Here is a 15,394-nt window from a genome sequence, read left to right as displayed (position 1 = left end):
CGCGAGAGCGCGCACGCGCGCCGCGACCGGCGTTGACACAGGATCGCCCGCATGCATAATGCCGCACCTCTCCGGTACCCCCCGGGGAGGCGCGCGGGCCGCGCTCGCGCCCCATGCTCCCGGAACCGCAACCGGGCAAGCATCTGTGTCACGGCGTGAAGCACCGGGCCGCACGCGGCCCCCGCTCCGCCGGACGCAGTCCACGAACTGCGGCGGCCCTGCCCCCTTGAGCACGGGACCGCGAAGACGGATCCCCGACCCCTTGAAGGATTGACCGACCATGCAGACCTCGAACATCCTCGCGAAGATCGAAGCTCCCCTGTTCCGCGAGGGGATCCCGGATTTCCGCGTCGGCGATACGGTGCGCGTCCACTACCGGATCGTCGAGGGCGAGAAGGAGCGCATCCAGGTGTTCCAGGGCGTGGTGCTGAAGCGCCACCGCGCCGGGGTCCGGAGCACCTTCACCGTGCGCAAGGTGAGCTTCACGGTCGGTGTCGAGCGCATCTTCCTCCTCCACAGCCCCCGCATCGACAAGGTCGAGATCGTCTCGCGCGGCGTGGTCCGCCGCTCGCGGCTCTTCTATCTGCGCAACCTCGCCGGCAAGGCCGCCCGCGTCCGCGACGCGAAGGATTGATCCGCGCCGGCCGGCGTCCCGGCCGCACAGCGCACGTTCCCGCAGAGCAGAAGGCCAGGGGGGCAGCCCGCCCCTGGCCTGGAGCGCGCTGGCGTTCATGGCGCAGCGCCGCAGACGGCGCGCGCCGAACGGCGATGCGAGCAGGCGCGCGCGAGCCGCATTGCCGGTCTCCGGCAAGGATTCCCGCATACTTCTTCTTGATCCTCGGCCGAGCGCCCACGGTATGCTCGCGGCCGCGGCGCCGCGGCGCCGCGAAACCCGAGAAGGATCACCATGCTCTGTCCGCGTTGCGGTGCGCCCGCGACCCCCGCCGATAAATTCTGCGCCGTGTGCGCCTCGCCGCTCGCCCCGTCCGGGCCCGGAGCGTTCGGGGCGCCGCCTCCCCCGCCGCCGCCGCCTCCTCCTCCGCCGTTTCCTGCCCCGGGCTTCGGCTCGCCCCCTGAGCCTCCTCCCAACTTCGGCTCGCCGAGCGGCGGCTTTGGTCCACCGCCGCCGGCGCCCTTCGGGGCACCGCCGGGCTCGCCGCCCGGCTTCCCGCCGCCGCCCGAGGGCGGCGCGTCGGGCTTCGGTCCCCCGCCGCCCTTCGGGTCGCCGCCCGGCGGCTACGGCGCTCCCCAGCCGCCGCCTCCGCTGCCGCTGAAGCCGCCGCCGTTCCCGCCGGAGCCGCCGATCTTCGGTGCCCCGGGCGGCAGCGGCGGCTTCGGCCCGGCCCCGAGCTTCCCGGAGCAGCCGCAGGGCGGCTATCCCGTCCCGCCGGGCCCGCGGCCCGGCTTCGGTCCTCCGCCGCAGCCGCAGGGCGCGCGCTGCGTGCAGGGGCACGCGATCCCGGCAGGCGGCTCGTTCTGCATGGAGGGCGGCCACCCGATCGCCCTCGACGGGATCCAGATGAGCGGCGACGCCTTCAACCAGACGGCGTACGCGCCCAACCAGCCGGGGCCGTCCGCGCCGCCGCCGATGCAGCAGGGCGGCGGTTACGGCGAGCCTCCGCCGGCCCAGCAGAACATGCCGCTGCCGGCGCCGCCGCCTCCGTACATGTCCGCCCCGCCGGCCGTGCGCCCGCCGACGCCGGCGCCGCCGAGGGGCCAGGAGCGGCGCACGCTCGCGGGCTTCCTCGTGAGCTTCCAGGACGACCCGCTCGGCAGGTTCTGGCCGCTCTGGCAAGGCAAGAACTCGATCGGCCGCGCCGAGACCGGGCAGAGGGTCGACATCGAGATCGCCCACGGCACGACCTCGACCCACCACGCGACGATCGAGGTCGACGGCGGCCGGATCGTCCTCGCCGACCTCGGCTCCACCAATGGGACGTTCCACAACGAGGAGGCGATCGGCTTCCAGGGCCGGCGCGAGCTGCGCGATGGCGACAAAGTCCGCTTCGGCGGGTTCAGCGTCATCCTGTTCAGCGTGGCCGCGCGGGCCTGACGGGCCCATCGCACGAGGAGAGGCGTTGCCGAGCCTGGCCCCCTTCCCCCGCGACGTTCGACCGGCACCTGGCGCCCCGGCCAGGCTGCGTGAAAACCAACCGGATAGCCGCCGCCAGCGCGCGACGGCCGCCCCGCTCGCGCGGGGAGCGCTCCTCTGCTCCCTCGCGCTCGCTGGAGATCCCCACGCATGACTCCCTCTCATGACGCGACTCGCCCGATCCACTCCATGAGCGCCTCCGCCCGCCGCGAACGGCGCCGGGGCAAGGCCCGCCGCTGCGCTCCTCTGCTCGCGCTCGCCGCAGCCGTCCTCGCGCTCCTCGGCGGACAGCCCCGCGCCGAGGCCGCGCCCGAGGCGCACCTGCTCCGCATCGACCCGCGCGCGAGCACCGTGGACGGCTCGCCCGTGCTCACGACCGTGCTCGAGGTCGTGCAGAACAAGCGCCTCAGCGACATCACCCGCAACTGCGCCGCGCTCACGGGCGACGCGAACCTCGACTGCGTCGCCGACGCGATCGAGCAGCCGTCGGCGCTCTACTCGTCGTTCGACTTCCCGGACAAGAACGCGATCTTCTCCGTCACGGTCGACGGCACGGACCTGCCGGCGAAGTTCGAGTCGAAGGCGCGGTGGGGAGACAGCGCCGGGCAGCCGGGCGTCGGGACGGCGTGGCTCATCCTGATCGACGCCGCGTCGAGCATGGGCACCCGCTTCGACGAGGCGAAGGCGGTCGCGAGCGCGTTCGTCAACGCGATGCAGCCGAACGACATCGTCGACGTGATCTTCTTCAACGATCGCGGCGTCGTCGAGGACTCGAAGTGGGTCGGCAACAAGCAGGCGGCGGCGCAGGCCATCGCCGGCGTCACGCGCACCTACCCGACGCAGGGCCGCACGCGGCCGCTCTTCACGATCATCAAGAACGCCGCGACCGACGCGTTCAAGGAGCTCGGCAACGCCGGCCAGGGGGTCGCGGTGCCGATGCACCAGGCGATGGTCGTCCTCTCGAACGGCTCGGCCGGCGCCGACCCGAGCTCGACCGCGGCGGCGTCGAACCTGCTCCGGGACTACCTCACGAAGGGGCGGTTCCCCGAGAACAACGACGTCCTGCCGAAGACGCCGGTGCCCGTCATCTCGATCTGGTTCCCGAGCCGGCTCGTCGAGGAGTTCTCGGCGAACGCCCGCGAGTTCATGGAGGGGATGGCGAACACCGAGATCGGCGGCTTCTTCAGCGTGGTGCGCGACGGCCAGCAGCGGCGCGCGGCCAACATCGTCAACGCGATCCGCACCCGCTTCAACAAGATGCACATCGTGAAGTGGCGGGTCTCGTGCGTCGCGCCGAGCATCACGCAGACGTTCAAGCTCGCCTTCATCAACACGGATCCGCCGATCGCGGGCGACGCCACGTTCCAGAACGTCCCCGTCGGCATCGATCCCACCGCGTGGCCGCTCGACATCGACCGTGACGCGACCGATCGCGCGGCGAAGAAGGCGCCGCTCCACCCCGGCGGCACGGTCAAGATCTTCGGCAACTTCTGCTGGGGCGGCAGCGCGCAGCGGGCCGAGCTCTACATGATCCCGAAGAACCAGGCCGCGCCGCAGTCGCTGCAGGGCGGGAGCATCGACGACGCGAAGAAGGCCCAGCGGACGCTGATCGACGGCGGGATGCGCGGCAAGGCGATCTCGGCCGGCGACAGCGTCGTGGAGTTCGAGCTCCCGGACACCGACAAGTTCCTCGTCGGCAAGGGGGACCAGATGACGGCGCGCCTCATCGTCTACGACAACCACGCGCGGCGGACGAGCGCGGTCACGGCCGACAAGATCCTCACGCTGAAGGCGAAGGAGGCGCCGCTGCCGTACCTCTTGATCGCGGGCGTGACCTTCGGCGGCGTCGTCATCGTGCTGCTGCTCGTCTCGATCTTCCGCGGCGGCGGCGGCGGGCGCCGGCGCGGCGGGGCCGCTGCGGCGGCGCCCCCGAGGCCCATCGTGGCGGGCGGCGGGTCGCCTCCGCCGTACGCGCCCGCGCCGCCCCCGCCGGGCGACTTCGGCGGCTACGGCGGCGGTCCGATGATGGCGCCTCCGCCGGGCGGCGCCAGCCGCGCGACGCTCTCGGGGCCGGCGGGCATCTTCACCGTGCACCCCGGCGTCGAGGTGCGCGCGGGGCGCGACGGCGCCTCGTGCATGATCGCGCTGTCGGAGCCGCGCGTGTCCGGCACCCACGCGAGCGTGAAGCTCGAGGCCGGTCAGCTGTTCGTGCGGGACGAGGGCTCCAACAACGGGACCTACGTGAACGGCCAGCGCGTCGCCGCGGGCGTGTGGACGCCCGTGCCCCCCGGCGCGTCGTTGCGGTTCGGCCCGGTCGAGTTCAGCGTCCGTTTGGAGTAGCGTGTCCGGGGCCCGGCCTCACGCCCCAAGCGACGCCCCCCCATGATGCCCCCGACCGAGTCCTCCCCGTACCTCAAGATCGAGTTCGCCCAGGCCAGCGATGCGGGCCGGGATCCGAACAAGCAGGTCAACGAGGACGCATGCGGCTACGCCGAGACCAAGTTCGGTTACCTCTGCGTCCTGTGCGACGGCATGGGCGGGCACTACGGGGGCAGCGAGGCGAGCCGCACCGCCATCAAGACCATCTTCGAGGTGATCGAGCAGACGCCGGCCGCGGTGGATCCGAGGGCTGCGCTCAAGGCCGCGATCGAGGAGGCGGGGCGCCGCGTCTATCAGCTGGGCGGACCGGCGGAAAACCGCGTCCGCCCGGGCTCGACCGTCGTCGCGATGGTCCTCCACGACAGCGGCGTCGACATCGCGCACGTCGGCGACAGCCGCGCGTACGTGATCCGGAGCCAGCAGATCTACCCCCTCACGCGCGACCACTCGATGGTGCAGGGGATGGTCGACGCGGGCATGATCACGGAGGCCCAGGCGATCGGCCACCCCGACGCGAACAAGATCACGCGCGCCCTCGGGATGAAGCCGGAGGTGGAGGTCGAGGTTCGACCCGAGCCGATGGAGCTGTACCCGGGGGACGTGCTGATCCAGGCGAGCGACGGCCTCACCGATCTCGTGCTCGGCGCGGACATCCTCGGGTGCACGCGGCAGGCGCTCGCGTCGGGCTCGGTCGATCACGCCTGCAAGATGCTCGTGCAGCTCGCGAACCATCGCGGCGGTCACGACAACATCACCGTCCAGATGGTCCGTGTGCTCGAGACGGGCAGCCGCTCGCTGACGATCGCGCACGGGCCGCCGGGGGCAGACGGCGCCGGCGACGGCGTCGATCTCACGCGCGCGTCGGGCCCGCAGGAGACCGTCGCGATGACCCGGCCCGGCGGGGCCGCGAGCGCCGAGAAGGGCGCCGCGGATGCGCCGCTCGCCCACGGGCACGGCGCTGCGGCGGCGGTCGCCGCGGCCGCGGGCGCCTCGGCCGCCGGGAGCGCGCCTGCCGGAGGCGCTGTGTCGCCCAGCAACGCGACGACCGTGGTCCCGACGGGCAGCACCGGTGCGCCCGCACCGGCGCCGAGGACCACCGGCGACAGGCCCGCACCGGCGCCGAGGACCACCGGTGACGGGCCGGCCTTGGCCCCCACCGCCACCGACAACGTCGCTCCTGCCCTGGTCCCGACGGCGACCGACGACGTGCACGCGCTGGCCCCCACGGCCACCGACAACGTCCCTGCGCTGGTCTCGACGGTGGCCGACAACGCCGCTGCCACGGCGCCAGCAGCCGCGAGCAGCGCGCCCGCCGTGGCGCCGACGCTCACCACCGGGGCCCCGGCGGTGCGTCCGACGGCCGCCGACAACGTCCCTGCCGTGGCGCAAACGATCACCACCGGCGCTCCGGCGGTGAGCCCGACGGCCACGGACAACGTCCCCGCCGTGGCGCCAGCGGCCGCGAGCAGCGCGCAGGCGCTGCGCCCGACCCTCGACAGCACGCCGACGGTGAGCCCGACGGCGATGGATGCCGGCCTGGCGCGGCCTGCGACGGTGCCGGGGAGCCCTGCGCCCGTGCCTCACGCGATCGCACCGGACGCGCCCGCCGTGCTGTCCCCCCTCCCGCTGAGCGCTCCCGCGGCGCCCGCGCCGCCCCCGATGGCCCACGGCGCGCCACCTCACCCGGGTTCCTTCGGCGCGTCACCTCAGCCTCACCCCGGCGCCGCCTTCGGCCCGCCGCCCCACCCGGGTTCCTTCGGCGCCCCCCCTCACCCGGGCGCCGCCTTCGGCCCTCCTGGCGCCGCCCACGGCCCGCCGCCTCACCCGGGTTCCTTCGGCGCCCCGCCTCACCCGGGCGCCGCCTTCGGCCCTCCTGGCGCCGCCCACGGCCCGCCGCCTCACCCGGGTTCCTTCGGCGCCCCGCCTCACCCAGGCGTCGCCTTCGGCCCGCAGCCTCACCCGGGCGCCCCGCCCCCTCCGGGCGCCGCCTTCGGCCCGCCGCCCCACCCAGGCTCCTTCGGCGCCCCGCCGCACCCGGGCGCTCCGCCCCACCCGGGCGCCGCCTTCGGCCCGCAGCCTCATCCGATCGACCCGGACGCTCCTCCTCCTTCGGTGGCCTTCGCAGGGCACCATGGCGCGGCGCCGGGAGGTCCCCCTGCCGCCGCCGCGCCGCACCTCGCCCCCGGTTCGCCGCACGCGCCTGGCTACGCCGCAACCGCGCCGCGCGCCGTGCCAGCGCCGAGCTTCTCCGGGCCCTCGTCCACGGCCTCGGGGATCCCGAGCACCGTTCGCGCCCCGCGCGGCGTCTACATCGCCGTCATCGCCTCGATCGCGGTCGCGGTCCTCGCGCTGATCGCCCTCCTGCTCTGGAAGCTCACCGCGGATTGAGCCGAGCGGCGCGACGACGCCGCCGCGCCCCGACGCGACCGCCGCAACGTGAACGGACGCGCCGACGAACGCCGGAGCGATGGGGACGCAGAACGCAAATGCAATTGAAGAAGGACGGTATTCCGGATTAGCCTAGCTCTCCGGAGGTTCCTCCATGCCTGGAGATCAAGAGCTCGAGGTCGGACACGACATGGAGGGCGCGCCCGTCGACGTGGAAGACGAGCCCCCGTCGACCCAAACGCTCTCCCTCGAGGAAGCCCGCGCCGGCTTCATGCTCCTCGACCTCTGATGCGCTGAGCCTCCCGGCCGCCACCACGCTCCGCGCTGAAGCCCTGTTCGCCCAGCGACGAAGGCCTCCCGCCGCTCCACACGCCCCACACCGCGCGACGCCGGCCACGCGCTCCTCCTCACGCATCCGGCCGCCAGCAGCGCCGCGGCGAGCGACGGCGCGCCGCAGCGCCTCTTTACCTTGCCCTCCCCAACCGCCTGTGGTGAAACGCGGCCCGCATGATCCCGGGGCTAGGTAAACAAAGCATCACGATCGGCAGCGCCCCCACCTGCGATGTGGTGCTCGTCGCTCCCGGCGTCCTGCCCGAGCACGCGCGCATCGTCCACCAGGGCGGCGGCAAGCTGCTCTTCCTCTGCGGCCAAGGGCCCGCGTCGGCCAACGGGCGGCCCCTCGCGCCGGGCGAGCAGGTCCCGTTCGACTTCCGCACCCAGTTCGTCGTCGCGCAGGCGCAGGTCCCGCTCAACCACCCGGCCATCACGCTGATGATGGCGTCGCCCGGCCAGCTCGCGCCCGCGCCCGGCCAGGTCGTGATCGGGCGAGACCCCACGCGCGCCTCCCTGGTGCTCCAGCACCCGAGCGTCTCGAGCCAGCACGCCACCGTCACGCTCGATCGCATGATGGTCATCGACCACAACTCGACGAGCGGCACTTACGTGGGCGCGCAGCGCATCGCCCCCGGCGCGCCGACGCCGATCGATCCGCAGGGCGCCGTCGCCTTCGGGCCCGTCCCGGTCCAGGTCAGCCTGCTCGTGCAGCTCGCCCAGGCGGCCCGGCAGTCGTCGCTGCCCGCCGCGCCCGGCGCGAGCGCCCTGCCGCCGCAGCCCGCCGCCGTCAGCTACACGCCGCCGCAGGCCGGCTACGCGCCGCCGCCGCAGCCCGCCGCCTCCGGCTACGCGCCGCCGCCCGCGCACGCGGCGTCGTCCGGGCCCGCCGCGGGCGCGCCCGGCAGGAAGAACAAGACGGTCCTCGGCCAGCTCGACTTCTCCGGCGGCGGGCCGAACGTCAAGCAGATCGGCCGCACCCCCGACAACGACATCGTGCTCGCCCACCCCCAGGTGTCGAGCCACCACGCCCTCCTCCACTCGATCAACGGGCAGCTCTACGTCGAGGATCGCGGCAGCGCCAACGGCACCTACGTCCGCGGCAACCGCATCGCGCCCGGCCAGAAGATCGCCGTCCAGAGCGGCGAGAAGATCTACATCGGGCCGATGCCCCTCCAGATCGAGATGGGGGGCGCGGGCGCGGTCGAGGTCGTCCAGGAAGAGTACGCCGCCGACCGGTGGGCAGGGCGCCCGCTCTACGAGATCGAGGCGTGGAGCCTCGCCCTCCAGGTCCCCGACCGGGACAACCCCCAGGAGCAGAAGACGCTCCTCGACAACGTGTCGTTCAAGGCGCTGCCGGGCGACATGATCGCGCTCATGGGGCCGTCGGGCGCCGGCAAGACGACGCTCCTGCTCACCCTGAACGGCTACCTGCCGCCGACGAGCGGCGTCGTCCGCATCAACGGCGAGGACCTCTACAACATCTACGACACGCTCCGCGGCTCCATCGGCTACGTGCCGCAGGACGACCTCGTCCACCCGGAGCTCACCGTCTTCGAGGCCGTCCGCTACAGCGCGAAGTTCCGACTCCCGCCCGACTACAGCGAGGCCGAGATCGACGCGCGCGTCGAGCAGACCATCAAGGACCTCGGCCTGGAGGGCGTCAAGAACCTCCAGATCGGCAAGCCCGAAAACAAGATCCTCTCGGGCGGGCAGCGCAAGCGCGTCAACATCGCGCTCGAGCTCGTCACCGACCCCGTCATCCTCTTCCTCGACGAGCCGACCTCGGGCCTCGCCGCCGACGACACGACCGCGCTGATCAGCCTGCTGCACGACCTCACCAAGGCCACCGGCAAGACGATCATCATGACGATCCACCAGCCGGCGAAGGACGAGTTCGAGAAGTTCAGCCACGCGCTCATCCTCGGCTACGGCGGCATCCCGATGTTCTTCGGGCCGACCCGGCCCGACGCGTACCGCTTCTTCGGCAGCTGGAAGGAGCGGCACGGCCAGCCCAACGACGTCGACAACCCGCGCGACATGTTCGAGATGCTCGCGCTCCGCGAGCGCCCCATCTTCGATCAGCTCCGCGCGCGGAACCCGAACGCGTCGCGCGGCGAGGCGCGGCGGCTCGCGGCCCTCGAGTGGCGCAAGGAGTTCTTCAGCGACGGAAACCCGACGTACCGGCGGATGTACTCCGGCCGGCGGGAGATCGGCACCGGGCAGGGGCAGCGCGGCATCCCGGCCGGCCGCGCCACGACCACGGGGCAGCTCGGCCTGCTCCTGTCGCGCTACTTCAAGGTGAAGAAGCGCGACATCGGCGGCACCCTGATCATGCTCCTCCAGGCCCCGATCATCGGCATCCTGCTCGCGATCGTCTTCGGCGGGCAGGAGAAGGCGATCCCGGCGTGGTGCCTCGGCGCCCTCCAGGAGCTCGGCCGCCGCGCCGGCGGCGCGGACCAGAGCACCGACATCCTCAAGGGGATGGAGGCCACCACCGACCACACCGCGGCGATCTTCTTCCTCGTCGTCGCCGCGGTCTGGTTCGGGACGTCGAACGCGGCGCGCGAGATCGTCAGCGAGCGGGCCATCTACCTCCGCGAGCGCATGGTCAACCTGGGGCTCGTCAACTACGTGCTCTCCAAGTACCTGCTGCTCGCCGGGTTCTGCCTCATCCAGTGCACGATCCTGCTCGCGATCGTGTTCTTCGCCCTCGGCTTCCACGGCGGCATGCAGGCGTTCGCCATGCAGCTCGCCGCGCTGACCGCCACCTCGCTCAGCGCCGTCGCGCTGGGGCTCCTCCTCTCGACGGTGGTCGCCTCGTCCGAGGCGGCCATGGCGCTCACGCCGATCGCGCTCATCCCGCAGGTCGTCCTCGGCGGGCTCATGGTCCCGATGACGACCGTGCCGCACCTCCGGCCGCTCATGTACATCATCCCGGCGCGCTGGGGCTTCGAGGGCGCGATCGCGCCGGAGCGGATCGCCGTCGCGGAGGACCCGGCCTGGGTCATCGATCTGCGCCGCACCGACTCGATCCCGGCGGAGTTCATCGAGGGCGGCAAGTTCAAGTGCTCCATCGCGCAGATGGCCGCCGACAACTACGCGGGCGCGTGGGGCTTCACCACGTACGATCAGACCTGGATGCCCTTCGCGGTCCTCGCCGGGATGACCGTCATCATCCTCGTCACGCTCTGCGCGGTGCTCAAGCGGCGCGACCCGGTGTGACCTCGTGACGACGCAGGAGCCGGCCCCCGCCCGCACCGATGTCGACGGCCCGCGCGCGGGCGCGCGCCCGCGCGGGCCGCGCGCCGGGGCGCTGCTCTGGCTCGCGCTCGCCGCGCTCTCGCCGGCCGCGGCGCGCGCGCAGCAGCAGCAGGAGCAAGGACAGCAGGGCCAGCAGGGCCAAGGCGAGCCGCAGGCGCCCGAGGGCCCGACGAGCGTGCCCCGGGGCGAAGGCGGCGCGATCGTCACGCCGGCCGCCCCCACGGCCGCGCCGGCGGGGCGGGCGACGCCGCCGCGGGCGCTCAACTACACGCCCCCGGCGTACCCGCCCGAGGCCGAGCAGCAGGGGCTCGAAGGGTCGGTGACCCTGCAGCTCGACGTCGATCGCAACGGGCGCGTGAAGCAGGCGGTCGTCGTCGAGAGCGCGGGGCACGGGTTCGACGAGGCGGCGGTCGCCGCGGCCCAGAAGCTCGAGTTCGAGCCCGCCCGCCGCGCCGACGGCACGCCCGCCGCGGCGCGCATCCTGTACCGCTACTCGTTCACCCTGAAGACGGCCGCGCCGCCGCCGGCCGCCGGCGAGCAGGCGAGGCCCGCGGAGAACCTCCGCGGCACCGTGCTCGCCAGCGGCGGCGACGTCCCGCTCGCCGGCGCCACCGTGTCGGTCGCGCGCGTCGCGGGCGCGGGCGCCGCGGTCGACGCTCGCGGCGCCGCGCCGCCGGAGCGCACGACCGACGAGGGCGGCGCCTTCGTCTTCGTCGATCTGCCGCCCGGGCGTTACCAGGTCACCGTCGCCGCGCCCGGCTTCGAGCCGCTCTCGGTCGAGGAGGAGATCGCCGCGGGCGAGCAGATCGAGGTGAAGTACCGCCTCCTGCCCCGCGGCGAGGGCCTCGAGGTCACCGTCCGCGGCGACAGGCCGCCGCGCGAGGTCACGAAGCGCACGCTGGAGCAGCGCGAGATCAACCGCATCCCCGGCACGAACGGCGACGCGCTGCGCTCGCTCCAGAACCTGCCGGGCGTGGCGCGCCCGCCCACCCTCGCCGGCCTGCTGATCGTGCGCGGCTCGGGCCCGCAGGACACGCAGACCTTCGTCGACGGCACGCAGGTGCCGCTCATCTACCACTTCGGCGGCCTCTCCTCGGTCGTGCCGACCGAGATGCTGGAGAAGATCGACTTCTACCCCGGCAACTTCAGCGCCAAGTACGGCCGCGTGCAGGGCGGCATCGTCGACGTCGCCCTGCGCTCGCCGAAGGAGGACGGCGAGCTCCACGGCCTCGCGCAGATGGACCTCATCGACGCGCGCGTCCTGCTCGAGGGGCCCGTGCCGTTCCTCAAGAACACGCGCTTCATGGTGGCGGGCCGGCGGAGCTACATCGGCGAGTCGTTCGGCCCGGTGCTCGAGGCCGCGGGCGCGGGGGTGACGCAGGCGCCCGTCTACTACGACTACCAGGCCCTCCTCGAGACCGAGCCGACGCCCTCGTCGCGCCTCCGCCTCACCTTCTTCGGCTCGGACGACGCCCTCGAGCTGCTCCTCAGCGACCCGGCCCCCAACGAGCCGGCGCTCTCGGGCAACGTCGGGCTGCACACCGCGTTTCAGCGCCTGCAGCTCCGCTACGATCACGAGCTCACCGACCGCGACCGGCTCGACGGCGTGATCGCGATCGCGCGCGACGACGCCGATTTCGGGGTCGGGCCGATCTACTTCCAACTCGATCTCAAGACGCTCTCCGGCCGCCTCGAGTACGCGCGGCGGCTGTCCAAGGGCGCGGTCCTCAACGCGGGGGTCGACGTCTTCGCCGGCCTCTATGCGGTGAACCTCCGCGCCCCCGCGCCGAACCGCCCCGGCGAGCCGCCGAACCAGCCGTTCTCGACGCGCACCCTCCAGGAGGTCTCGCGCGACGGCCGCTTCTTCTACCCCGCGGGCTACGTCGAGCTCGAGTTCGCCCCGAGCCCCCAGGCGAAGATCGTCCCGGGCCTGCGCGTCGACTACCAGGACCTGAACGAGCAGCTCACCGTGAGCCCGCGCGTGAACGGGCGCGTCGACGTGGTCCAGGGGTTCCCGCGGACGACGGTGAAGGGCGGCGTCGGCGTGTTCCACCAGCCGCCGCAGTTCCAGGAGGTGATCCCGCCGCTCGGCAACCCGGGCCTGAAGTCGACCCGGGCGCTGCACTACGCGGCCGGCGTCGAGCAGGAGATCACCCGGCACATCGAGGCGTCGGCCGAGGGGTTCTACAAGCAGCTCGACGCGCTCGTCGTCGGCGTGAACCGCCCCGGATCGATCCAGCTCGATTACCAGAACGCCGGGTCCGGCAGGGTCATCGGGGGCGAGTTCCTGCTCAAGTACAAGCCCGACGATCGCTTCTTCGGCTGGGCCGCGTACACGCTGTCGCGCAGCACGCGGGTGCCCGGGCTCGGCGAGCCGGAGCGGCTCGTCCCGTTCGATCAGACGCACATCCTGACGGTGCTCGGCAGCTACCGCCTCGGCGACGGCTGGGAGTTCGGCGCGCGGTTCCGCCTGGTCTCCGGCAACCTGGTCACGCCCAACGTGTGCAACGTCAACGAGCTGAGCTGCGACGCGTACCGCACCAACGCGCTCTTCTACGCGCCCACCGGGACCTATACGCCGATCCCGTTCTCCGGCCCGAGCAGCGAGCGGCTCCCGCCGTTCCACCAGCTGGACCTGCGCCTCGACAAGTCGTGGAAGTTCAAGCGCTGGCAGCTCTCGGCCTACCTCGACGTGCAGAACGTCTACAACAACGCGAACAGCGAGGCGATTCAGTACAACTACAACTACACCGCCCGTCAGTACGTCACGGGGTTGCCCATCTTGCCGAGCTTCGGGCTGCGAGGAGAGTTCTGAGATGCGATCGACGCGGGCGACGAGCGGCGCGGGCGGCACGTGCGGTACGTGCGGCACGTCAAAAAACGCCGGCGCGGGCCGAGGGCGCAGGTGGCGGCGCGCGGTGCTCGGGACGCTCGCGCTGAGCGCGCTCGCCGCGCCGGCGATCTCCTCCGGGTGCGTCGCGGGCTTCGATCCGCCGAGCCTCGTGAACGGCCTCCGCGTCTTCGCCGTGGTCGCCGACGTCGCCCCGACCGAAGCGCACCCGAAGGCGAGCTCTTCGTACGCCTACCCCGGCGCTCAGGTCACCTTCAAGATCCACTACCAGGACGGCCTCGGCGGCCCCGAGGAGGGGTCGCGGCCGGTCTCGGTCTACTGGTTCGGCGGGTGCGAGAACCCGGTCGGGGACGACTACTACGGCTGCTACCCGCAGCTCGCAGCGCTCGCCCCGAAGATCGCTGCGTGGGCAGAACAGCTTGAGAACGACCCGACGGCCCCGCTGCCCGAGCTCAACGGCGTGCCCATCGGCATCTTCAGCGACACGTACACGATCACCATCAGCGACAAGATCCTCGAGGGGCGCGAGGCGCCCGCCACGGGGGGCCCGCGGTTCGGGAGCGCCTACGTCTTCTTCGTCGCCTGCACCGGGGAGCTCCGCGCGGTGGAGGACCAGGGCACCGGGCGCGCCGGGACCTTCCCCGTGGCCTGCTTCGACGCCGACGGGCGGAGGCTCGGCCCGGACAGCTTCGTGCCCGGCTACACGCAGGTCTACGTCTTCGAGGACAGCCGCGCGAACAAGAACCCAGAGATGCAGGGGCTCACCTTCGATGGCGACGAGATGTCGGAGGATTTCGCCGCGATCCCGACGGTGGATCGCTGCCCGATCGACCGCGATGCGCGGCGCGAGACGGGGTGCAGCGCGGAGGATCCGTTCACCGCCTGCACCACCCACGCGATCGACGCGATCATCCCGCCCGGCGTGGCGGAGAACGACCTCGACGCGAAGCAGAAGGCGCTGAAGGAGATCGTCTGGGTCAACTACTTCGCCGACATGGGCGACCTCGACGGGGGCATCAAGCTCGTGAGCGACGCGGCCGAGGGGTACCTCGGCGACCACGCCGTGACGTGGATCCCGCCGTCCGAGCCGGGCATCGCCACGATCACCGCGGTCCTGCGCGACGCGCGCGGCGGCTCGTCGGTCGTGCAGCGCCTCGTGCGCGTGAAGTGACCGCAGGCCTCGGGGCGTGACGCCGCGCGACGCCGCGGCTGCGCGCGTCACCCGCAGCCGGCCTCGATCTGCGAGAGCTGCTCGATGAGCTGCTCGGGGCCGCGCGCGGCGCACAGCGCGTCGGCGGCGTTGTGGCTGGCGAGCCGGGCGACCTGGGCGAGCAGCTCGAGGTGCGCGCGGCCGCCCTCGCTGCAGACGAGGACGACGAGCAGCCGGAGGGGGGCGCCGCCCGGCGTCGGCACCGCGAGCGGCTCGGCCAGCGTCGCGATCACGGCCGCGGGGCAGGCGCCGGCGACGATCGCGTGCGGGACCGCGACCCCGTTGCCGAGCGCGGTGGACGACTCGCGCTCGCGCCGCAGGATCTCCTGGGCGAGCGCGCTCGCGGCCAGCGCGCCGCCGGGGGGCGCGAGCCGGGACGCCGCGACGTCGATGACGTCCTCGATGTGCGCGCACGAGAGGTGCAGCACGATGCGCTCGGGCGTGAGCAGCCCGCTGAGCCGCCGCGCGGGCGAGACGCCGAACGGCGCGCTCACCGGGAACTCGGCGTCGACGAACGCCTTGATCCGCGCGAGCTGCGGGCCGCTGAGGTTGCGGCGCGCGAGCTCGAGGAAGAGCGCGTTCGCCGCCGGGACGCGCTCGAGGTAGCGCGAGACGAGCGGCTCGACCTGGTGGCCGAGCTCGAGGAGCACCGCCGGGGGCAGCTCGAGCGCGCTCGCGATCGCGGTGAGCCGGTCGGGCGTGGGGATGGCGTCGTGCCCGTGCTCGACGCGGCTCAGGTAGGCGCTGGAGACGCCGATGCGGTGCGCGAGGGCGCGCAGGCTGAGGCCCGCCTCGACGCGGAGGAGCCGCAGCGCCGCCCCGAACTCGGCGAGCGCCCGCGCCCGCGAGGCGCTCTCGGCGTCGGAGACGGCCGGCATGG

9 protein-coding genes are annotated in these 15,394 nt (G+C 73.2%); 8 read left to right on the top strand and 1 reads right to left on the bottom strand.

Features of this window, described 5'->3' with window-relative positions:
- The first annotated feature begins 280 nt into the window (after positions 1–280).
- The 8 genes from rplS to WME83_RS14950 all read left to right on the top strand — a co-directional run bounded on the left by rplS (position 281) and on the right by WME83_RS14950 (position 14,475).
- Entirely contained in the window at positions 281–634 is a 354-nt protein-coding gene (gene rplS, locus WME83_RS14985; RefSeq protein WP_020734977.1) for a 50S ribosomal protein L19, read from the top strand.
- Positions 635–907: 273 nt separating this feature from the next.
- Positions 908–2,053: an FHA domain-containing protein gene (locus WME83_RS14980; protein WP_437319967.1), complete on the top strand. Its 1,146-nt coding sequence runs from the start codon at positions 908–910 to the stop codon at positions 2,051–2,053.
- A 228-nt stretch (positions 2,054–2,281) separates the two neighbouring features.
- Positions 2,282–4,432, top strand: a complete 2,151-nt coding sequence (locus WME83_RS14975; protein WP_437319966.1) for an FHA domain-containing protein — start codon at positions 2,282–2,284, stop codon at positions 4,430–4,432.
- Positions 4,433–4,474: 42 nt separating this feature from the next.
- A complete protein-coding gene (locus WME83_RS14970; RefSeq protein ID WP_437319965.1) occupies positions 4,475–6,859 on the top strand; it encodes a protein phosphatase 2C domain-containing protein in 2,385 nt (794 codons plus the stop codon).
- 154 nt (positions 6,860–7,013) lie between these two features.
- The gene (locus WME83_RS14965) at positions 7,014–7,148 is read left to right on the top strand and encodes a hypothetical protein (protein WP_437319964.1); all 135 of its coding nucleotides are present in this window, start codon (positions 7,014–7,016) and stop codon (positions 7,146–7,148) included.
- 218 nt (positions 7,149–7,366) lie between these two features.
- Complete coding sequence (locus WME83_RS14960; RefSeq protein WP_437319963.1) at positions 7,367–10,414, top strand: FHA domain-containing protein; 3,048 nt, start codon at positions 7,367–7,369, stop codon at positions 10,412–10,414.
- A gap of 4 nt (positions 10,415–10,418) precedes the next feature.
- A complete protein-coding gene (locus WME83_RS14955) occupies positions 10,419–13,268 on the top strand; it encodes a TonB-dependent receptor domain-containing protein (protein ID WP_437319962.1) in 2,850 nt (949 codons plus the stop codon).
- A 1-nt stretch (position 13,269) separates the two neighbouring features.
- Complete coding sequence (locus WME83_RS14950) at positions 13,270–14,475, top strand: hypothetical protein (protein ID WP_437319961.1); 1,206 nt, start codon at positions 13,270–13,272, stop codon at positions 14,473–14,475.
- A gap of 47 nt (positions 14,476–14,522) precedes the next feature.
- Here the strand turns inward: WME83_RS14950 and WME83_RS14945 are convergent, their stop codons facing one another.
- A complete protein-coding gene (locus tag WME83_RS14945) occupies positions 14,523–15,392 on the bottom strand; it encodes a PTS sugar transporter subunit IIA (protein ID WP_437319960.1) in 870 nt (289 codons plus the stop codon).
- Positions 15,393–15,394: the final 2 nt, after the last annotated feature.

This window comes from Sorangium sp. So ce385, from assembly GCF_051474135.1.
Lineage (GTDB): Bacteria > Myxococcota_A > Polyangia > Polyangiales > Polyangiaceae > Sorangium > Sorangium cellulosum_D.
This window is presented reverse-complemented; position numbering and strand designations above follow the sequence as displayed.